Genomic DNA, 21,306 nt, shown 5'->3' on the forward strand with positions numbered 1-21,306 from the left:
TCGTATTATGTTGCACGTGCAACATATGGGGGTGGTCAAATCATGAGAATTACTGTTGCCGGAACAGGCTACGTTGGACTTTCAAACGCAATCTTATTAGCCCAGCACAATGAAGTCATAGCTTTGGATATTGATAAAGAAAAAGTAGATATGATTAATAATCGTAAATCGCCAATTATTGATGCTGAAATAGAAGAATATTTATCAACAAAGGATTTAAACTTAAAAGCAACAACAGATTACTACTTAGCTTATAAAGATGCTGAATATATTGTTATATCAACTCCTACAAACTATGATCCGGAGAAAAATTATTTTAATACCAGAACTGTTGAAGCAGTAATTGCAAATGTACTCTCAATAAACCCTGATGCTGTCATGGTTATTAAATCAACAGTTCCGGTTGGGTATACCGAAAAAGTGAAGGCGAAATTTGAGACGGACAATATTATGTTTTCACCGGAATTTTTGAGGGAAGGCAAAGCTCTATATGACAATTTGCACCCTTCAAGAATAGTTGTCGGTGAGCAATCGGAAAGAGCAAAGGTTTTTGCCGAACTTATGGTACAAGGTGCTATAAAGAAAGACATTCCGATACTTTATACAAATCCCACGGAGGCAGAAGCAATTAAACTCTTTGCCAATACCTATCTTGCAATGAGAGTTGCTTATTTTAATGAACTTGATTCCTATGCGGAAGTGAGAGGCCTTGATTCGAAGCAGATTATTGAAGGAGTGGGGCTTGATCCGAGAATAGGTGACCATTACAACAACCCATCCTTCGGTTATGGCGGTTACTGTCTTCCTAAGGATACAAAGCAGCTTCTTGCAAATTATGCGGACATTCCGCAGAATATCATGTCTGCCATTGTAGAGGCAAACAAAACCCGCAAAGATCATATTGCGAATATGATTTTGAAAAGAAATCCTGAAATTGTAGGTGTCTATAGGCTTACCATGAAGATGAATTCTGACAACTTTCGTCAATCTGCAATTCAAGGTATTATGAAGCGCATTAAGGCTAAAGGAATTGAAGTTGTCGTATACGAACCGTCTATTAACCAGGATGAATTCTTTCGTTCAAGAGTGATTAAAGATCTTGATGAATTTAAGAAGATTTCTGACATTATTATTGCAAATAGGGTGTCTGATGAGATTCGGGACGTAATGGATAAGGTATATACAAGAGATATTTACAGCAGAGATTAGCTTAGCCCCAAAAGAATTTGCATATTGTTTACCCTATAAGCCCATTATAAATCTAAGATCACTACTATCTTGCCGTAAACAGCGAATAAATAATCAAAAATTTATGAGACAAATAAGACGAAATAAGTTAAAATTATATTATATATTTTGCAATAAACATTTTACATTAATTTTGGATATTGCAACATATATAGTTATAGACTTTATTTTTTTAGTATGTTTTAGGGATAATGTAGATTTATAAAATAAGCATATAGTTTTTATGCAGATAAGCAGAGGGGTTTATATGATTAGAAAAATTATTGCGTTTTTTTTAGTATTGTTTGTTTTGATAATGCCGGCAAATGTCAGGGTGGATGCATCCAGTATTGCCAACCTCGGTTTTGTTGAAACTGATGTTATTTTGCAGCCTGATGGCAAAGCCATTGTATCCTATACCGTCCGTTATGACCTGTTGCCGGGAAAGACCATGTTGGCATTTACTATGTCAGGGTTTGACAAGCTTAGTCCCGTTTTTGACACAGAAAATGCATGGGTTATAACTGACGACAATACATCTTATCCTATTGATATTGTCAATCTTGGCGGCGGTGATTATGACATTATAAATTCAGACAATCAGCGATTGGGGGGAGAATATCTCACCTACAAATTTCGCTTTGTTGCCGATATGGCTAAGGCCGGATACTTGGCGAAGACCACTACTGAAGACGGACGCAGGCTTATGGTTTTTGACTGGGCTCCTACCCAATGGGATGAGGCAATGGACCATTATACTGTTACAATAAATTATCCCTTGATTTTCCCGGGTGAATCCGGCACAAGAGAAGAAGTTGAGAGTTATCTGCTTGAACATGATTTTGCCACAGAACAGTGGATGAATGCGGAATACCTGATTGACTATAAGGTTCAAATACTGGATGGAACCCCTAGGGTGCAGGTGCAGCTTCACAAGGAGAATTTATTCTCAAAATATAAGTTTGAAATTAAGCAGTATATTACAGAGGATATTTTTGATATTGATACTCCAATAGATGAGTCCGAAGGACAATGGGAGGACTGGAGTGAAGGATATGAAGACAGTCAGCCGGGTCGTAGCGGAAACCGAAACAACAACTCTAGTGGCAGGATGGTTCTGTTGGTACTTTTTATCGGTCTTTTTGTAGGAATTTATGTAGTGGTAGGGAAGAAGCACCGTTCTGTGGTGAGGGCTCAGGATACTATAAATCAGATTCAATGGGCAAGATACGATTGGGAACCTCCAAAGGTTGAAATAGCTTCGTTTCGAAAGGACGGTACCATTGCTACTGGGCTGAATGCCATTGAGATAGCGGTCATAATAGGGATTTCTTACAAGGAGATTCTTTCGGTTATTCTTTCCAAACTTGTAGATCAGGGTTTTATCGAGGAAATCTCCATAGATCCCCTCAGGGTCCGCCGTATTGAACATGATAATCCAACATCGGTCCTGAATGAATATGAATTAATGATGTATGAAGCTTCAAGGGATGGGGAGATTGACGAAAGGGAAATAGAGAGTATTATGCAAAGACTTGTAGATAATGTACAGCAGAAAACATGGGATTGTGACATAGAAGCTACCCGTAAGTACTATAACGATAAGATGTCCGAAATTTTAAAGAGCCAAAATATAGATAGCCAAAATATAAATTCGGTACAGGGAACAGATAAGACATATACTGAGGCAGAGCATTTTCAGAGCTGGCCTTACTGGTATTACTACCATAGTGGCATACCATATAATAGAAATAGGAAGCACTATAAAAGATATGAGAAGTCGGTACCGGCTTATTCAGACAATTCGTCCTTTAATTCGGTTTTGGATTCAAACACCGGTGCTTTTGCATGTCACTCAGCTTGCCACTCGGCATGTCATGATGCTTGCCATTCGGCCTGCCACTCGGCTTGCCATTCTGCGTGTCACTCAGCCTGCCATTCTGCGTGTCACTCGGCTTGTGTAAGTGGGGGTGCAAGATGACGAAAAAGGAGAAAAAACTATCCTGGGTGGACGAGTTTCTAGCTCGAATAAAGCCGTATGTATATATGCGTCTTAGGGATAATGTGCTGATTCGTATGCCCAATGAAGCCTTTAAGCTTAATACCACTGGAGCCCGTATTATCGATCACATTCTTAAGGGTGGTTCGGTATATGATTTTATTAGGGTTCGATCCGATGCCGAGGAAACCGAGATGCAGCTGGAACGTTTCTTTGTAGATTTTTTGCGGGTATGGAATAATGAGGTGTGTGAAAATTATAGAACAACTGCAGTGCACAGGGTTGAATTCAGTAAAGGATATATTGAGCTTCCTGTATTGTCGGAGGTTGCGCTCACATATGCTTGCAATATTAAATGCCGCTTTTGTTATGCCGGATGCACTCAGATAAAAAAGCATAGGGAGCTTGATAAGGAAGGGTTTAAGAAGATTCTGGATATTATCCGATATGAGGCAGAGGTGCCCAGTGTATCCTTTACGGGAGGGGAACCACTTCTTAATAAAAACCTTCCGGAACTAATAAAATATGCTTCCAAAGTTAACGGGATGAGGGTTAATCTTATAACAAACGGTACGCTGATAACTCCTAAGAAAGCTAAGGAACTTGCCAAGGCGGGGCTTTCGTCCGCACAGGTTAGCATCGAATCCCCATATGCCAGTGAGCATGATTCCATCACTGGAATACCGGGTTCTTATGAGGCTTCGATATCAGGATTTAAAGCTCTCAAAGAAGCAGGAGTTATGGTTCATCCTCATTTTACTATTTGCAAATTAAACCGGGAATCGGCCATGGAATATCCGGAATTTTGTAAAGACGTCGGTTCGGACAGATTTTCGGCTAATTTAGTTATTCCGGCAGGGCGGGGAGATGACGATGAATTGACGGTTCGTTATCGTGATATCGGCAAAATAGTAGAAGAAATACGTAAAAAAGCCTCAATAGTCGGCGTTAAATTTATGTGGTATTCTCCTACCCCCTTATGTTTGTTTAATCCTATTCCAGTGGGGCTTGGCAATAAAGGATGCAGTGCTTGTGAAGGATTGCTTTCTGTTAATCCTGAGGGCAACGTATTGCCTTGTTCAAGCTGGTCAGAACCCATGGGGAATTTACTGGAAGAAGGCTTTGAGGCTGTATGGTCTAAGAAGCGGTCTAAATGGATACGGGACAAGGAAGCTGCCCCAGAAGAATGCAAGAGCTGCAAACATTTCGCGGTATGTCAGGGGGCTTGCCCCTTATATTTCAATATACATGGATGTGAGGAACTCCATAATATCTGGGAATCCTTCGGTCTATGTAAAGAAAGGAGTAAAGTATGAGTAACTGGATTCATATTCCGGGCTTTCCACCACCGGAAAAACAGGATAGATTGAAATTTTATGTATTAAAAGATATTTCATATTCCACTAGAATAACTATATATTTACTGCTAATAGCCTTTGGTTTCCTGATTCAGTTTATAACCATGAATGCATGGGTTGGGGCCATCTTATTAGTTTTTGCGACGGCTTTGAGCCTGGTTCGCGGTTTTGATAGCCATGAGGGCTTAAGAAATTTTAAGATCGACAAAAATTGGACAACGGTGGATATGGAGCGCATTCATGAAATTAGAAAACTTGATGATACAATGACAAAATGGGATAAAGATGCTTTAGATATAAGTAATTCATTAGGAGCTATTGCATTTATATTGTTTTCCGTTGGTTTGTTTATATTCTCAGTGTTTATGTTCGTTCTTCCGGGGTATTCTAATGTGGGAAAGATTATACTAACGGATGCGATTATCCTTGTGGCGCCCCTGTGGTTTAACGGAACACGGCGGATTATCGACCAGAAGAAATTGAGGATAAAAATTGATATTATCCGAAAGATGGAAGAGGTTTTTAGGAGTATTAAGGCAGAAGGAGAACATTTTAAGCCTGCATTGATGCTTGCTAGGAACCATGCAGGTAAGAGTATCCCGAAAGATGCGCGGTTTACAATTTCTTTTGATGGTATGCCAGCGGATTTCTATGGTCTTCAGGCGCAGATAAATATAAATGTCATAGAAGGATCGAATTATCCGTATTTTTACTGTGTTATACCGGCCAAAGTGGGATTTGGACTTCGGGAATATATCAGTAAAATTCCCAGGGATAAAAGTGTTGCTATAGAATTTCAGGAAGACGAGCAGGCTGAGGTAATTGTTATTCGCCAATTCACTACAAAGACATCGGGATATCACACAAAGATGTTCAATTGCATAAATATACTTAAAATATCTCTTGGAGCTGCAAGAATTATTCTTAATGACAAGTGAGGTTGTTTATATAAGGAGTGACTTTTATTGTGAGCCAGGCAGCGGATAAACATATACATAATCCGATACTAGAGACCGAAAGACTTCTCCTAAGAAAGCTTAGGATTTCCGATGACAGGGATATATTTGAGTACGCAAAGAATCCTGAGATATCCAGATATGTGACATGGGAGACACATAAGTCCATTGAGGATGCCAGGGCATTCATCACTTGGAATCTTGAACGTTATGATAAGGGAGAGATCGGCGAATGGGGTATTGAGCTTAAGGAAACCGGCAGAATAATTGGAAGCATTGGCTTTGTGGAGCTTGATACGGTGAATTTTTGTGGAACAGTAGGGTATGCTCTGTCGAAGAAATATTGGGGAAAAGGCATTATGACAGAAGCAGTGAAGCGTATAATCGGTTTTGCCTTTGAAGAAATGGGTTTAAACAGGGTTGAAGCAGTTCATATTCCTGAGAACGAAGCTTCGGGAAGGGTAATGCAGAAAGCGGGAATGTTATATGAAGGTCTATTGCGGCAAAGGATGTTTGCAAAGGGTAGATTTTGGGACTTGAAGCAGTATGCCATTGTAAAAGATGATTTGCGATGATAATAGGAAACATCTTATAAATTTCGACAGAATTATTCTTGACATTGGAATTTAAATTTGATATTATAGCATAAAAATGGGTAAATGCGTTGATAAGGGAAAAGCGCTGCTATGACGTGTTTTAGAGAGCTGTTGGGTGCTGAAAAACAGTACACGGGGCAGATTGCGAGCTCGCCTTTGAGCAGTCAGCTGAAAGCTGTAAAAGTCTCTTGATTTTTCGGTTAGTAGGTGTGAACGGGTTTCTCGCCGTTACAACGAGATGGCATTGATTTGGTTCGAGCTTTTATTAGTAAACCAGATTCTATTTTCGATGCTAGAGAGTGGGTAGTTTAATACCAAAAAGAGTGGTACCACGGAAGATATAGCTTTCGTCTCTAACAAGTATGTTATGAGGCGAAGGCTTTTTTAATTTAGCCTCTTGGAGTGAAATGAAAGAGGCAAAAGTGAAGGGACTTGATGTCCCGAGCTTTTATTTTGAAATATTGTAATAATAGGAGGAATATTATGAAGATTGCGTTTTCGACACTAGGTTGTCCTGACTTCAGTTGGACAGACATATATTCCATGGCTAAGGATTTTGGATTTGACGGTATCGAAATCCGTGGACTTGGAAATGAAATTTTTGCGGTAAAAGCACAGCCTTTTACTGAATCACAGTTGCCTCAGACTGCGAAGAAGCTCTCGGAGCTCAGTCTTGAAATTCCATGCTTTTCTTCCGGATGCTGTCTGAAGTTTGCTGAGAATGCAGACAAAAATCATGAAGAGGTTGTACAATATATTACACTTGCCTCTAAGTTGGGCACTCCTTTTGTCCGTATTCTTGCCGATCTTGAGCCGGAGCCTCAAGGAGAAGTGGATGACAATGTTGTCATTGAGGCGCTAAAGAAACTTGCTCCCATAGCAGAAGAAAAAGGTGTCACACTGCTCGTGGAAACCAACGGAGTATATTCCGACACTGCCCGCCTGTGCGCGCTTCTTTGCAGTGTGGCCAGTGATGCAGTAGCAGCTCTGTGGGATGTGCACCATCCTTACAGATATGCCGGTGAGACTCCAGGAAAGACGGTGCAGAATCTTGGGGCATATATAAAATATGTTCATATCAAGGACTCTGTTGTTGAAAACGGAAAAACACAATACCGTATGTTGGGTGAGGGCGATTTGCCGATTGACGATATCATGATGGCACTTAGGTCAATCAACTATGAGGGATATGTTTCTCTTGAGTGGGTTAAGCGCTGGGCTGCAGACCTTGATGACGCCGGAGTGGTTTTCCCTAATTTTGCCAACTACATGAACCGTTACACAAACAAAAGAGTAGTGAAAGGGCGTCTGTTTGACAATGCGAAGAAGACTGGAAAATATATTTGGGAGAAAGATACGTTGATTGATCTCACATTCTCTCAGGTATTGGACCGCGTTGTTGAAGAATTCCCCGATCAGTACGCATTCCGATATACCACAACGGATTATACCCGAACTTATGCGGAGTTCCGGGATGATGTTGATACTTTTGCAAGATCCCTTATAGCATTGGGAGTAAAGCCGGGTGATCATGTTGCTGTCTGGGCTACCAATGTTCCCCAATGGTTTATTACATTCTGGGCAACAGTCAAGATTGGTGCGGTGCTTGTTACTGTGAATACTGCTTACAAAATTTATGAGGCTGAATATCTGCTCCGCCAGTCGGATACCCACACACTGGTCATGGTTGACGGGTATAAGGATTCGGACTATGTCGGTATTATTAAGGAGCTTTGTCCAGAGCTTGAAACAGCAGAGGCCGGTAAACCTCTACATATTAAGAGGCTGCCTTTCCTGCGCAATATTATTACTATTGATTCAAAACAGAAAGGGTGTCTCCACTGGGATGAGGCAATGGCCTTGGCGGAAAAAGTGCCTGTTGAAGAGGTTCAACGCCGTGCGCTGGCAGTTAATAGACATGATGTCTGCAATATGCAGTATACATCGGGAACTACAGGTTTTCCAAAGGGAGTTATGCTTACCCATTATAATGTTATTAACAACGGAAAATGCATTGGAGACTGCATGGATCTTTCCACTGCTGACCGCATGCTGATTCATGTGCCAATGTTCCACTGCTTTGGATTGGTGCTTTCAATGATAGCTTCAATGACCCATGGTTCGACAATGTGTCCGATACCGTATTTTTCACCGAAGGTGTCTTTGGATTGCATTAACCGCGAAAAGATAACTGTCTGCAACGGAGTTCCGACGATGTTTATTGCAATGATGGAACACGAGGATTTCAAAAACACCGATTTCTCTCATATGAGAACGGGAATTATGGCTGGAAGTCCATGTCCTATAAAGGTTATGCAGGATGTAGTTAATAAAATGAATATGAATGAGATAACCATCGTATTTGGTCAGACCGAGGCTTCACCGGGCTGTACTCAGAGCCGTGTTGATGATCCTATTGAGGTACGTGTGAATACTGTCGGACGCGCGCTTCCGGGAATTGAATGTAAGATTGTAGACCCTGAAACCGGTGAGGATTTGCCGGATAATACCGATGGAGAGTTTGTTGCTCGCGGATATAATATTATGAAAGGCTACTACAAGATGCCTGAAGCAACGGCAGCGGCCATTGATGAAAATGGATGGCTACATACCGGAGATATGGCAAGGCGTGACGAAAACGGCAACTACAAAATAACCGGTCGTATTAAGGACATGATAATTCGTGGCGGAGAGAATATATATCCGAAGGAAATTGAGGACTTTATCTACACTCATCCGAAAGTAAGAGATGTTCAGGTTATAGGAGTTCCTGACAAACAGTACGGTGAAGAGATTATGGCTTGTGTTATCCTTAAGGATGGAGAGACAATGACTGGCGAAGAGCTTAAGGATTACGTTCGCTCCCATATGGCAAAGCACAAGACACCGCGCTATATTGATTTTGTTACAGAATTCCCTATGAATGCGGCAGGAAAAATATTGAAGTATAAAATGCGTGAGCAAGCAGTTGAAAAATTGGCTCTCCAAGAAGCTAATTCGATTGTTACAGCTTAAGCATTATTAACGTTATAAAAGCACGGTCAGGTTCCATTCATGTCTTTGGTGTGGAGCCTGACCGATTGCTTTTTAAAGAATTATTTCACCAGTTCCTGCTTTCCTGTTATAGTACTGTCAGCGTCTGCTTTAAATGTAGATTGAGCTTCTTCGGTTGTAAAGTATACATTTCCTTCAACCTTAGTGTCTACCAGCTGGAAGTTGCTTGACGAGACATAAAGGTCACCTTTAAAGGTTCCATGTTGAATGCTGGCATTAGGACTATTGATGGTCAATTTGGGAATTGTTAAAGTGTATCTGGCAGTGATATTGCGGCTTGCATCCTGTTCATACAAACCAATCTTACGCTGTATAATATCTTGACCGTTTTCATCCTTCTTGCCGTTTTTGTATTCACCTTCCAATACAAGCTCTTTATCAAAAGTTAAATCTTTTGTCAATGCAATGAGCCACGTACCGTTGCTGCTGATAGCTTTTTCAAAAGAAGCTTCATCGCCTACTATCGAGGCTGTACTAACCGAATCCGGTGGTGTTGCATTTGATTCGGATGTTTGAGTGGGTTTGGGCTGCTGAGTTGTTGGACCCTGCTGTTGTGTACATCCCACAAGCAATAAAATTGAAAGTGGAATCATTAATAAGACGACTTTTGCTTTCAATGGAAATACCTCCCTTATTAGTAAAAATTGTTTCATGCTTCTTATGTATTATACCCATAATTATACCCATAATAATGAAAAATATTTACTAAATTGTGTTATAATATTTATAGTTTTAGAAGTAATAAATAATTTCAAAAAGGGGTGCGGCAGTACTAAATCTTTAATTGAAAAAAGTGTGTGTTTTAAAAGGAATTATTGTGGAATATTAAATAGTAATCTTAGTAAATAATTAGGAGGACGATAATATGGACGTAATTGTATATACTACACCTACATGTCCATGGTGTACAAGAGTGAAGGAATATCTTAATCAAAATGATGTTCAGTACAGGGAAGTCAACGTTGCATCCGACAGGAACGCTGCAATGGAAATGATTCAAAAATCCGGTCAGCGTGGTGTACCTGTTGTAGAGATTGACGGAAACATCGTTGTAGGATTTGATCAGGCTAAAATCGACAGTTTGATAGGAAAGTAAAAGCAAGAAATATTTTCTTTTAGGTCTTTCTGGCAGGGAAGGCCTATTTTAATGCAAAATAAAAGTATATAATATAATTGTTAGTAAGGGATGAGGTATAGATAAAAAAGCTGACTTAATATTAAAGAGTATAGATTGGAGGAAAATAAATGCAGTATCGTGAATTGGGTAAAACCGGTGTAAAAATATCTACTCTGGGGTTTGGAGCAATGAGACTTCCGGAGATTAATACTAACGGGAAGACGGAGTTTGATGTAGAAAAAAGCATTGCAATGATTCATAGAGCATTTGAGCTTGGAGTAAATTACATAGATACCGCTCCCGGATACTGCAACGGTGAAAGCGAGATTATTGTAGGCAAGGCTTTAAAAGGTTGGAGAGACAGGGTCTATTTATCCACCAAAAATCCAATTGAGAACGCATCGGGCTCCGATTGGCGTAAAAGACTGGAAAATTCATTGAAAAAGCTGGATACGGACTATATTGATTTTTACCATATGTGGGGTATTAGCCTACAAGACTATGAAGAGAGTATAAATGTGAAGGATGGACCTCTTGAGGCCGCGCAGAAGGCTAAAGAAGAGGGGCTTATCCGGCATATATCCTTTTCATTTCATGATAAACCTGAAAACTTAATTAAGCTTGTGGATACCGGCAGCTTTGAAACGGTGTTATGTCAGTACAACCTTCTTGACAGAAGCAATGAAAAGGCAATAGAGTATGCAAAGAGCAAGGGACTGGGAGTAATAATCATGGGACCTGTGGGAGGGGGAAAGCTTGGTGAACCCTCGGACACAATTAAAAAGCTGCTTCCTCAAAAGACAGTAAGCTGTGCGGAAATAGCCTTGAGATTTGTACTTGCCAATCCGAATGTTGACTGTGCACTGTCGGGAATGAGTTCAATTGAAATGGTTGAGGATAATGCTCGTATTGCATCGAATGATACTCCTCTTACAAAGGAAGAACTCGACATGGTGAATGCATCAATGGCGGAAAATAAGCGGATGGAAGAACTATATTGCACCGGCTGCAATTATTGCATGCCCTGCCCTGCCGGTGTTAATATTCCTCTAAATTTTCAGTTGATGAATTATCACAGGGTATATAAGATTACCGACTATGCAAAAGGCCAATACAGTCAAATTGGGAAGGTTCAATGGTATAAGGGCAAACCGGCCCACGAGTGTATTGAGTGTGGGGTATGTGAAGCAAAATGCCCTCAGAAGCTTGAGATAAGAAAGCAATTGAAGGAGACTGCAAGGGTCTTGTCAGTTAGTAAAAATACATAATGGGGGATAAAATATGCGCAACACCCTTAGGAGACGGTGTCTTCCGTATACTTAAGTTCATACCCTGCGCCGCGAATGGTATCTATTGTTACCTTGGAATTGATATTACTAAGCTTCTTCCTTAAAAAAGATATGTAGACTTCAACGTGGTTGGCACTTGCTTTGGAGTCAAACCCCCACAGCTTTTCGATGATCGTTTCTTTGGGGGAAATCATCCCTTTTCTGAGGATCAGAAATTCAATAAGTTCACATTCGCGGCGCGTCAGGTTTATTTTAGCTGTCTGTGTAGATAGAATAAGATTGGAAGTGTTTAGCTCTATATCGCCAAAAGATAATATGTTGTTCATGACAATTCCACCTTTGCGCCTACCAAGAGCGCGGATTCTTGCCATAAGTACTTCCGTTGGAAAAGGTTTGGCTAAGTAGTCATCAGCACCGCTGTCCAGACCGGTTACAATGTCGGAAGGAGTATTTTCTTCGGATATTAGTAACACTAGAGTTGACAGATTTCTTTTTCTGAGGGTTTTAAGCAAAGTGATACCATCCATCGTAGGGAGCTTTGTATCCAGTACAATGATGTCATAAATACCTGTAAGTGCAAAAGCTAACCCGTCTTCTCCATTGTAAACACATGTAACTATATAGTTATTTTTCCTAAGGATATTAGCCATGCTTTCAGTAAGTCGGACATTATCTTCAATTACCAGTATTTTCACAATTATGCCTCCTTCCCCTTCTATTTTAACATGGATTAGCCTCAGAAGGACACAGTATAAATCAGTTTGTTGACATAATATGATTAAAAGCAATTGATATTATGCTTTTTAAGGTTGTTTTAAGCTTTGCAATATAGAATGATAATAGAGAAATTATATTCTGTACTAAATTTTAGACTCAAATATATTTTGTTTATACGAATATATATTCATACGAAGTTCTATTTCTAACAAAGTTATTAGAAAGTATCCGTCCTAGCTATGTTTATCGATTATCCTGATCAGAGTAGAGAGTATTATTGTTTTACAAATATATATAATACAAAATTTTGCAAAGGGGAGAAGTAGATGAAAAAAGTTGTGTCAAGTACCGTCATTTTTGCTATGCTTATGGCAATAATGATACCCGTATGTTATTTTGGAGCATTTGCCCAGGCGACCGAGGCTCTTTTTATTAATGAGGTCATGTCGTCAAATGAGTCCACAATACGTGATGGGGATGTTACTGACCCTAAACATGGAAGTAAGGGCGGAGCATACTCAGACTGGATTGAGATTTATAATTCCGGTTCTAGGGATGTGGATCTGACAGGATATATTCTGGCAGACTCTTCGGCAGAATGGATATTCCCACAAGGGATCGTACCGGCAGGAGGATACTTGTTGGTTTGGGCATCCGACAAGGATATGGTGGACCAAAACGGTCAATTGCACACAAATTTCAAATTGAGTGCGTCCGGTGAGACTGTGACATTAAGAAAGCCCGATGGAACTATTGTTGATTCTGTTGCAGTTATTAGTCTTGGGGATGACCAGAGCTATGGAAGAATAAGCGATGGCGCCTCTGAGTTCGTCGTTTTTTCAAAAGCAACACCTGGAGCTGCAAATGTTTATGATGCTCCTACAGAGACTACTCTCTTTATCAACGAGGTTATGGCTTCCAATACATCTACAATAAGAGATGGAGATGTAGATGACCCTAAACATGGAAGTAAGGGTGGAGCATACTCAGACTGGATTGAGATATATAATTCCGGTTCTAGGGATGTGGATCTGACAGGATACATTCTGGCGGACTCTTCGGCAGAATGGATATTTCCGCAGGGAGTTGTGCCGGCAGGAGGATATTTGCTGGTTTGGGCATCTGATAAGAATATGGTTGCAGCTGACGGACAACTGCACACTAATTTTAAGATAAGCTCATCCGGAGAAGCCTTGACCCTAAAGGATCCTGACGGCAATGTTATTGATATCTTGGTAACTATAAATCTTTTGGATGATGAATCCTATGGAAGAAAAACTGACGGTTCATCCGAACTGTCGTTATTAAAACCTACGCCCGGAGCGGCAAATGTTTTTGATCCAAGTCTTATACCTGTTTTAGAGCCTGCTTTTTCCCATCAGGGAGGATTTTATACCGATGCATTTAACCTCGAGCTTACTGCAAAGGAGTCCGGAGTTAAGATTTACTATACCACGGATGGTTCTGATCCTGTCCCGGGTGAAGAAGGAACTGCTGAATACACTTCCGGTATTAATGTAAAGAGCAGGGCAGGAGAACCAAATGTCCTTTCTATGATTTGGGATATATCCAACGATCAGTGGAACAAATGGAAGGCACCAAAAGGAGAAGTATTCAAGTGTACTACCATTAAGGCAATCGCTGCAAGAGATGATGGAGCAAAGAGTAAAGTAGTCACTCACTCATATTTTGTAGATCCGGAAATTAATACAAGATATACTCTGCCTGTGATTTCTCTTGTAACCGAATATGAGAACTTGTTTGACGAGTCTACTGGCCTTTATGTAAATGAAAATTATGAAGAAAGCGGTTCGGAATGGGAGCGACCGGTGCATGTCGAGTTCTTTGAAACCAACGGAAAGCTTGGATTTTCCCAGAATGCCGGACTCAGAATACATGGAGGATGGACAAGAAAGTACCCTCAGAAGTCTTTCCGTTTGTATGGTGATCACTATAATGATATTGGTGAATTTAAATATGAGATTTTCCCAGGCTTGAGAGGAACGGGAACAGGCAAAAAAATTAAAAGCTTTGAACGCTTGATTTTGAGAAATGCAGGCAATGACTGGACAGGTGCCCTTTTCAGGGATGAGATGATGCATAGTCTTGTTTCCCATCTGAAAATAGACACCCAGTCTTACAGGCCGTGTGTAGTATTCTTAAATGGAGAGTATTGGGGAATATATCATATTCGTGAACGTCTTGACGATAAATACCTTAAAGAACACTACGACCTTGATGATGACAAGGTTGCAATACTTGATGTCTTTGAGACTCCAGAGGTTCAGGAAGGTGATTCCACGGATGTTTTGGCATATACGGACGATATCATAAATTATTTAAAAACTCATTCCATAACAGAACAAAGCACCTATGATTATATTAAAACGAAAATTGACATAGAAAACTATATCGATTATTATGTTTCGGAAATATTCTTCGGAAATACAGACTGGCCGGGAAACAATATGTGCATATGGAGGTATAAGACTGAGGATGGCCAATATCATCCTGAAGCACCTTACGGTCAGGACGGAAGATGGAGATGGATGCTGAAAGATACCGATTTTGGCTTTGGTTTGTACGGGGCAAGTGTGTCCCACAACACTCTTGCTTTTGCTGCCGGTGACAAATACGAAGATTATGCCAATGAGGAGTGGGCGGTATTTCTATTTAAGACTCTTCTTCAGAATGAAGAGTTTAGAAATGAATTTATAAGCCGTTTTGCAGACCAATTGAATACTTCCTTTGTGCCATCAAGAGTGACTTCGATTATTAATGATGTGGTTTCAACTCTTGAACCGGAAATTAAGGAACATACAGACCGTTGGCCGTTTATTAAATTAACTACCACTAGTTTTTGGGAAACAACATGGAGTCAAGAACTGAATCAGATTAGAAACTATGCCAATAATCGTCCTGGATATGTAAGACAGCACATATTGAGCAAGTTCGGAAAGAATGGTGTAACGGGAACTGCTTCTGTGAGCTTAAACACCAATACAACCATGGGACATATAAAGATTAATTCCATTGATATTGTGTCGGATACTCCAGCAGTTGCAAACCCCGATGAATGGACCGGCTTATACTTCAAGGGAGTACCTGTAACACTAAAAGCTATACCGAAAGATGGTTATGTGTTTGATCATTGGGAGGGAATAACCGGAGTTCAACAGTCATTGGATACTGTGACATTTACTCTTTCGGAAAATATGAACATTACAGCAGTATTCAGACCGGAACAGGAAATTCCGTCGCCAACACCTCCGCCGGAGATTTTATATGGTGATTTTAATGGAGATGGAACGATTAATTCCACAGATTTAACAGTATGCAAAAGGTTCCTGCTTTATATTTTAGGACCCGAACAGATAAATGTGGACGCAGGAGATGTTGATGCCAATGGAAAGATTACTTCCACTGACTATACATATCTGAAAAGATATTTGTTAAAGGTTATTGACAAGTTTCCAGCACAGAAGTAATAATAACAGCAAGTAACATGATTAGGGGGGAATAAGGAAATTGGCGATAGAGGTATTTAACAGATATGAGAAAAAGTTCCTGATGGACAGCAAAACATATGAGAGAGTTCAACACATACTCAGTGAATATATGGAGCTTGATGAATACAATAAAGTAAATAATACCTACTATACAATATGCAATATCTACTACGATACTCAAGACAACCAACTAATAAGGCATTCCATTTCAAAACCTAAATATAAGGAAAAATTGAGACTTCGTGCCTATGGAGTACCTTCCTTGGATGCTAAGGTATATTTGGAAATAAAGAAGAAGGTAAACGGGCTTGTAAACAAGAGAAGAACCAAGCTAATATTGAAAGAGGCTTATGAATTTGCGGCAACGGGCATTAAGCCTGAATATAAGAGTTATATGAATAAACAGGTTTTGAATGAAATCGAATACCTTTTAAAGGTTTATGATCTTGAGCCAAAGCTTTATCTGGCATATGACAGAGTAGCATATTTTGGGATAAACAACAGAGACCTGAGAATAACCTTTGACACCAATATAAGATCCCGAAGAACGGATTTGAGACTTGAGCTGGGAGACCATGGGGAACGATTACTGGACGATGATATCTGGCTTATGGAGGTCAAAGCGGAGAAGAGCATACCTGTCTGGCTTTCAAGGATGCTTAGCCAGAATAAGTTATTTAAGACTAGCTTCTCAAAATATGGAACTGAGTACAAGAAGATGGTTCTAAGCAATATTATAAAGGAGGATGACTACAGGTGCTTGACGGAATACTCAATGCCACAACCGGCACAACACTATCCTTTGGAAGTACGATACTCACAATAATTGTTTCGTTTGCTTTGGGCATAATTATAAGCTTGGTGTACATAAACACCCATTCAAAAGGTCGATATTCTCAGAATTTTGCTTTGACGCTGGTTATGATACCAAGTATTATTGCCATAATTATTTTGTTGGTAGGAAGTAATGTTGCAAGAGCTTTTAGTCTTGCGGGAGCTTTCTCGATCATTCGCTTCAGAAGTGAAGCTGGAGATCCTAAAGACATTGCATATGTGTTTTTCACAATGGCAGCAGGTTTGGCCTGCGGTGTCGGATTTTTTGGATATGCCATACTTTTTACCATAGTACTCTGTATTTTCTTGGTTATCCTTGGTAAAGTAAATTTTGGTGCTAAAAAATCCTCATATAAGCTGCTGAAAGTTGTAATTCCGGAGGATCTTGATTATAAAAAAGAGTTTGAAGAGGTTTTTAACAAATACACATTGAGCTACGAGCTGCAAAGAGTTAAAACAACGGATTTGGGGTCTCTTTATGAACTTGTATATATTGTATCTCTTTACTATGATACCGACGAAAAAGAATTCATTGATGCGCTTCGCTGCCGTAATGGCAATTTAAGTATTATGCTGGGGATGAATGTTGATGTATAGTTGAAGCAAGTCAGGGGGATGGTTCCTCCTGACTTGTCCTTTCTCTATATATTCACAAGGTATTTTTTCTCAAGCTTTATGGGTTGATAAGCCAATTTAGCTCTGCGCAGCCCATCTATGCCCAAGTCCTCCTGAAGATTTATAAATTCAACCTCACTAAAGCAAGTCTCTATCAAAGACTTGTTTAAAAATGGATAAATACCGGAAAAGCTATAGTTTCCTTTTTCAAAGTGAATAGTTGCCATCTTGTCGTTCAATTTTTCACCTATTGCAAATCCTGCTATTTCGTTGTCTGCATAAACGGCAATACCTTTTATATTAAACAGCTCGATATTATTGAGAATGTCGATTATGGCTTTTTGCTCATTTTTGAGCTGCTCACTGTCTAAGGCCTTATAATCATACCATTTGAGGGACAAATCAATGCAATCCCTTATAACTTCATGACTTTGGATTATTTCAATTCTGTAATCATATTTTTTTATAAATTGATTGTACTGATTCTTTTTTCTGTGATATTTACTGCCGGACAGCGCAATCAAATCCTTACAGCTGAAAATATAATCAAAGTTATTTGTATCTTCATGAGAAGTTACGAGTTCCCCGAAGTTTTCATTAAGCTGATTTAAAAAAGCTGTTTCAACGTCACCGTACAGATATTTGAAATCCGGATTTCCTTTCCTTATGGTATTAAGTTTTGAAGTAATACCGGCTATTTTGTTTTTGTCGGCACCAATAGGCTGCATAAAATACGTGCCGTTGGCACCTGTGTGCTTTTTAACGACTATTGCGTCATCAACTATCGCAAACTCCGTATTATACATTTTTATCCATATATAAAGTGTTAAAAATGAATATTCATAAGTCATAAAGTCATAATTTTTTAAATATTCATAAAAAAGCTCTCTGTCGTGTAACTCTAAAGCCTTGAAATTTAGCATATGTCTCATCCTACTTTAATTATTCTTTATCAAGTATTTCTTTGTTACTTACCATAATCAAAATATCTTAATAACTGTTATTATATATAATTCGTAATTTTTTCGCTACTATATAAAAATTGCATTAAATAAGTAAAATTAATGATGTAGTTGCTTTATGATTATTATCCATAATTATTGCTTGATTTAATCAAGATTTGACTATAAACCATATGCGTGAATAAGTTGGTAAGATTTATTTTGTAGTGAATGCAGCAATTAATTGCATCTCCATAAAGAATGGAAATATCCTATAATTCTCCGAAAAAATGTTTACAATAATGCCAATTATATGTATAATATACATAATGTAAATTTAATACAAGTTTACATAACAAAAGCAATAGCTATGCCGTGTAAAACGAAAGATTAAATGGATATAGATGTAGTGTGAGAAGAGTTATTTCAGCAGTAGTAGCAATTATTTTAGTATTTCAGGCAATATCTTTTTCAGCTTTTGCAGTATCAGCAGATGATGGCAAATTCAAGCCCGCCATTGATATTGGAGGTCAAATTGATTCTGAGGAAATAAGTGAGGAAGAGCTTCAGAGAATTTACGAAGAGTTTAAGCGGGAAGTGGAAAGTGATATTAAAGCACAAGAAGAGCTTATTTACGAAAAAATAAAGGAAGAAGAACAACTTAAGGAAAAGCTTACAAAGGATAGTGTAAAGGAATTAGCAGGTAAGTCCTCTTTATCAACAAAAGACGGTGCTGCACAAAATATTACAATGCAATCGAGTGAGCTTATAAATGCACCCTATGACCTTGATGCTGAAGTAATAAATGCATCGGTAAGTGGGAAACATGTTATTCTTACATGGATGCCGTCGGAAGGAGCCGAAGGATATAAGATATTTCAGGATGGTCAACAGATAGGAACAAGTACAATAGAAAAATTTGAGTTTGATATTTCACAAATAGGGGAGTATAACTATACTGTAAAAGCATACAAAGGAACAATTGAATCCGAAAACAGTAAAACATTGACGATAGTTTTGGGTGATACAACAATTTCCCAAAATAAAATCCTTCAACATAATTATGTTTATGGAGACAGTTTAACGATTTCCGGTGGAACTTAAAATTTAAACGGAAAAATGTTAAAAGCATATAATGCAATATTACAGAATAATAACGCGGAAATAGATATAAATAACGGTAAGCTTATTGCAATGACTAATTATACGATTAGTGGAAATTCAACTCTTATAATGAATGACCCGAATGACTATGTTTATGTAAATGGTGAGTTTTACTTTAATACGTCTATAGAGCATAATCAAAATTACTTAAATAATGGTCTTATTCAAGTGGTTGGACACGTTTTTCAAGTAAATTCCTCGGGTAGTTTTCTGCCGGGAGGGTCTCATAAAGTTTACCTTAATTGTTTAGATATTATCGGTAATACAACTATCGGTTTTAACAATGATTACGTATCAAAGTTTAATATATTAGGAATAAACAAACCTCTGTCAAAATATACTTTTAACCCTTCAGACAGGCCAATTTCAACATGGTACAACCAATTAATTTTTCTTGGAAGTGAGTTTTATATTAAAGATGATAATACACTAATAGCTCATTGGTATGGAATATATTATGAATTAACTAGAATATCTTATATTGAAAATGCTGAGTATAAAAAAGAACATATATAGCAGAATAATATTGTTTTTGATTAATTCGAAAACCTTCTGCAAACTCCTGATTACCTTAAAACATGGTTGTCAGGAGTTTCTTGGTAACCGTCAAATAGATCGTCACATAGTAGAATAGTTGCGCAGTTGATACAATCACTGTAGAAATAATTGTAAGCGTCAAATAGATCGTTACATAGTAGAATAGTTACGTAGTTGATACAATCACTGTAGAAATAATTAAACGGGGTGATTGTATGGACATTCAAAAATTAACATCTGAACAACAATTATCTAAGTGGGCGGAATTAATACAAACCCGGCTTGAAAGTGGGCAAAGTATCAAAGAATTTTGCCTAATAAATGGAATAAGCAAAGCCACATACTATTATTGGCAGAAGAAAGTCAGTAACGCAAAGTGTACAGTACTTGGAGGAGAAAAAGAATCTAAAACCGAAGTACCAAACGGATGGATGCAGCTTGCACCGAAACCGGCACACTCCGCAAAAGCCACATTGGAAATTAAAATTAATGGCTGCAATGTCGCTGTAAACACGGAAACAGACTTAGAATTGTTGAAAAAAGTTTGCCAGGTGTTGATGTCGCTATGATAAGATGGAACGAAAAAACTGTGTATCTTTGCGGAAGATTATCGGATATGAGAAAATCAATCAACGGCCTGATAACACTTGTGCAAGAGAGCTTTTCCCTTGACCCGTTTGCGGATGCACTATTTGTGTTCTGTAACAGAAATAGAAACAGGATTAAAATCCTTGAATGGGATGGAGACGGGTTTTGGCTGTACTTTAAGCGATTGGAACGAGGGCGGTTTCGTTGGCCAACAGAAGAAGATTCCGCTACAATGATTCTTGATGTAAACGAATTAGCTTGCCTTATTGACAGTGCCAGATTAGAAAAAAAGCTTAGCCGAAAGGAAGTTTTAGAGCGTCAAATTTTATAAAAAAATTCTTTAAAAAGTATGAAAAAACTGGATTCAATGTATTTTTTATGGTAGTATTATCCTATGAAGAAACAAGAAATTTCAGTAGAAAAATTACTTGATATAATTGAAGAAAAAGAGCGAAGGATTGCTGAATTGGAACAACAAGTCCAATGGTTCATGGAACAAATACGCCTTTCAAAGCGTAAACAATTCGGTGTATCCAGCGAGCAAACAAAGATTGAGCAACTCAATCTTTTTAACGAAGATGAAGAGACTCACAATTTAGCAGTTTCCGAGCCACAAAGGATAGAAGTAAAAACTCATTACCGTAAGAGGACTCGTCTGACAACAGATAAGCTTCCTGCAGATTTACCGATGGAGGTAATTGAGCACAAGTTACCCGAAAAGGATAGTATTTGCCCGGATTGCGGTGGCGAGTTGCATACAATGGGAAAAGAAACCCGTGATGAGTTGAAGGTTATTCCGGCGAAA

The 21,306-nt window shown here is 38.8% G+C and carries 19 protein-coding genes and 1 other annotated feature; of the genes, 16 read left to right on the forward strand and 3 right to left on the reverse strand.

Annotated features, from left to right (window positions below; translation table 11 throughout):
• Positions 1-42 precede the first annotated feature (42 nt).
• The 6 genes from EFD62_RS14940 to EFD62_RS14965 all read left to right on the forward strand — a co-directional run bounded on the left by EFD62_RS14940 (position 43) and on the right by EFD62_RS14965 (position 9,151).
• Positions 43-1,209 carry a nucleotide sugar dehydrogenase gene (locus tag EFD62_RS14940; RefSeq protein ID WP_069194244.1) on the forward strand — a complete coding sequence of 389 codons (1,167 nt, stop codon included), beginning with the start codon at positions 43-45 and terminating at the stop codon, positions 1,207-1,209.
• 286 nt (positions 1,210-1,495) lie between these two features.
• Positions 1,496-3,208 carry a hypothetical protein gene (locus EFD62_RS14945; protein WP_069194243.1) on the forward strand — a complete coding sequence of 571 codons (1,713 nt, stop codon included), beginning with the start codon at positions 1,496-1,498 and terminating at the stop codon, positions 3,206-3,208.
• On the forward strand, positions 3,205-4,542 hold the full coding sequence (locus EFD62_RS14950) for a radical SAM/SPASM domain-containing protein (protein WP_069194242.1): 1,338 nt from the start codon (positions 3,205-3,207) through the stop codon (positions 4,540-4,542). Before EFD62_RS14945 ends, EFD62_RS14950 begins: the two co-directional genes overlap by 4 nt.
• Positions 4,539-5,522, forward strand: a complete 984-nt coding sequence (locus tag EFD62_RS14955; protein WP_069194241.1) for a hypothetical protein — start codon at positions 4,539-4,541, stop codon at positions 5,520-5,522. Before EFD62_RS14950 ends, EFD62_RS14955 begins: the two co-directional genes overlap by 4 nt.
• Positions 5,523-5,551: 29 nt before the next feature.
• Entirely contained in the window at positions 5,552-6,115 is a 564-nt protein-coding gene (locus EFD62_RS14960; protein WP_069194240.1) for a GNAT family N-acetyltransferase, read from the forward strand.
• A gap of 80 nt (positions 6,116-6,195) precedes the next feature.
• Positions 6,196-6,494: a binding site (T-box leader), on the forward strand.
• A 125-nt stretch (positions 6,495-6,619) separates the two neighbouring features.
• The gene (locus EFD62_RS14965; RefSeq protein WP_128706395.1) at positions 6,620-9,151 is read left to right on the forward strand and encodes an AMP-binding protein; all 2,532 of its coding nucleotides are present in this window, start codon (positions 6,620-6,622) and stop codon (positions 9,149-9,151) included.
• Positions 9,152-9,231: 80 nt separating this feature from the next.
• Here EFD62_RS14965 and EFD62_RS14970 read toward each other — a convergent pair whose 3' ends face one another.
• Positions 9,232-9,807, reverse strand: a complete 576-nt coding sequence (locus tag EFD62_RS14970; RefSeq protein ID WP_170176860.1) for a hypothetical protein — start codon at positions 9,805-9,807, stop codon at positions 9,232-9,234.
• A 248-nt stretch (positions 9,808-10,055) separates the two neighbouring features.
• Here EFD62_RS14970 and EFD62_RS14975 point away from each other — a divergent pair, with 248 nt between their 5' ends.
• Together EFD62_RS14975 and EFD62_RS14980 are read left to right on the forward strand one after the other, a co-directional pair.
• Positions 10,056-10,286, forward strand: coding sequence for a glutaredoxin family protein (locus tag EFD62_RS14975; protein ID WP_069194237.1), 231 nt, complete (start codon positions 10,056-10,058; stop codon positions 10,284-10,286).
• 149 nt (positions 10,287-10,435) lie between these two features.
• Positions 10,436-11,575 carry an aldo/keto reductase gene (locus EFD62_RS14980; RefSeq protein ID WP_069194236.1) on the forward strand — a complete coding sequence of 380 codons (1,140 nt, stop codon included), beginning with the start codon at positions 10,436-10,438 and terminating at the stop codon, positions 11,573-11,575.
• Between the two features lie 26 nt (positions 11,576-11,601).
• On the opposite strand, the gene EFD62_RS14985 is transcribed toward EFD62_RS14980, so the two are convergent.
• Positions 11,602-12,291, reverse strand: coding sequence for a response regulator transcription factor (locus tag EFD62_RS14985; protein ID WP_069194235.1), 690 nt, complete (start codon positions 12,289-12,291; stop codon positions 11,602-11,604).
• Between the two features lie 348 nt (positions 12,292-12,639).
• Between EFD62_RS14985 and EFD62_RS14990 the strand changes: the two genes are divergently transcribed.
• The 3 genes from EFD62_RS14990 to EFD62_RS15000 are packed head-to-tail and all read left to right on the forward strand — an operon-like array spanning position 12,640 to position 17,253.
• Complete coding sequence (locus tag EFD62_RS14990) at positions 12,640-15,801, forward strand: CotH kinase family protein (protein WP_128706397.1); 3,162 nt, start codon at positions 12,640-12,642, stop codon at positions 15,799-15,801.
• A 31-nt stretch (positions 15,802-15,832) separates the two neighbouring features.
• The gene (locus EFD62_RS14995; protein WP_128706398.1) at positions 15,833-16,648 is read left to right on the forward strand and encodes a polyphosphate polymerase domain-containing protein; all 816 of its coding nucleotides are present in this window, start codon (positions 15,833-15,835) and stop codon (positions 16,646-16,648) included.
• Complete coding sequence (locus tag EFD62_RS15000; RefSeq protein WP_069194232.1) at positions 16,579-17,253, forward strand: DUF4956 domain-containing protein; 675 nt, start codon at positions 16,579-16,581, stop codon at positions 17,251-17,253. The genes EFD62_RS14995 and EFD62_RS15000 overlap by 70 nt, the downstream gene beginning before the upstream one ends.
• Before the next feature lie 44 nt (positions 17,254-17,297).
• On the opposite strand, the gene EFD62_RS15005 is transcribed toward EFD62_RS15000, so the two are convergent.
• Positions 17,298-18,194, reverse strand: a complete 897-nt coding sequence (locus EFD62_RS15005) for a DUF2156 domain-containing protein (protein WP_128706399.1) — start codon at positions 18,192-18,194, stop codon at positions 17,298-17,300.
• Positions 18,195-18,623: 429 nt separating this feature from the next.
• Between EFD62_RS15005 and EFD62_RS15010 the strand changes: the two genes are divergently transcribed.
• The 5 genes from EFD62_RS15010 to EFD62_RS15030 form a co-directional block, all read left to right on the forward strand.
• Complete coding sequence (locus tag EFD62_RS15010) at positions 18,624-19,316, forward strand: fibronectin type III domain-containing protein (protein WP_069194230.1); 693 nt, start codon at positions 18,624-18,626, stop codon at positions 19,314-19,316.
• 15 nt (positions 19,317-19,331) lie between these two features.
• Positions 19,332-19,892 (forward strand): hypothetical protein, encoded by a 561-nt coding sequence (locus tag EFD62_RS15015; protein WP_128706400.1) that lies wholly within the window; start codon positions 19,332-19,334, stop codon positions 19,890-19,892.
• 236 nt (positions 19,893-20,128) lie between these two features.
• Complete coding sequence (gene tnpA, locus EFD62_RS15020) at positions 20,129-20,482, forward strand: IS66 family insertion sequence element accessory protein TnpA (RefSeq protein ID WP_128706401.1); 354 nt, start codon at positions 20,129-20,131, stop codon at positions 20,480-20,482.
• Entirely contained in the window at positions 20,479-20,832 is a 354-nt protein-coding gene (gene tnpB, locus EFD62_RS15025; RefSeq protein WP_155522906.1) for an IS66 family insertion sequence element accessory protein TnpB, read from the forward strand. Before tnpA ends, tnpB begins: the two co-directional genes overlap by 4 nt.
• Positions 20,833-20,895: 63 nt before the next feature.
• Positions 20,896-21,306 (forward strand): IS66 family transposase (locus EFD62_RS15030; RefSeq protein ID WP_194087097.1); only part of this gene is annotated, 411 nt, incomplete at its 3' end.

This window comes from Acetivibrio mesophilus (genome assembly GCF_004102745.1).
Lineage (GTDB): Bacteria > Bacillota > Clostridia > Acetivibrionales > Acetivibrionaceae > Hungateiclostridium > Hungateiclostridium mesophilum.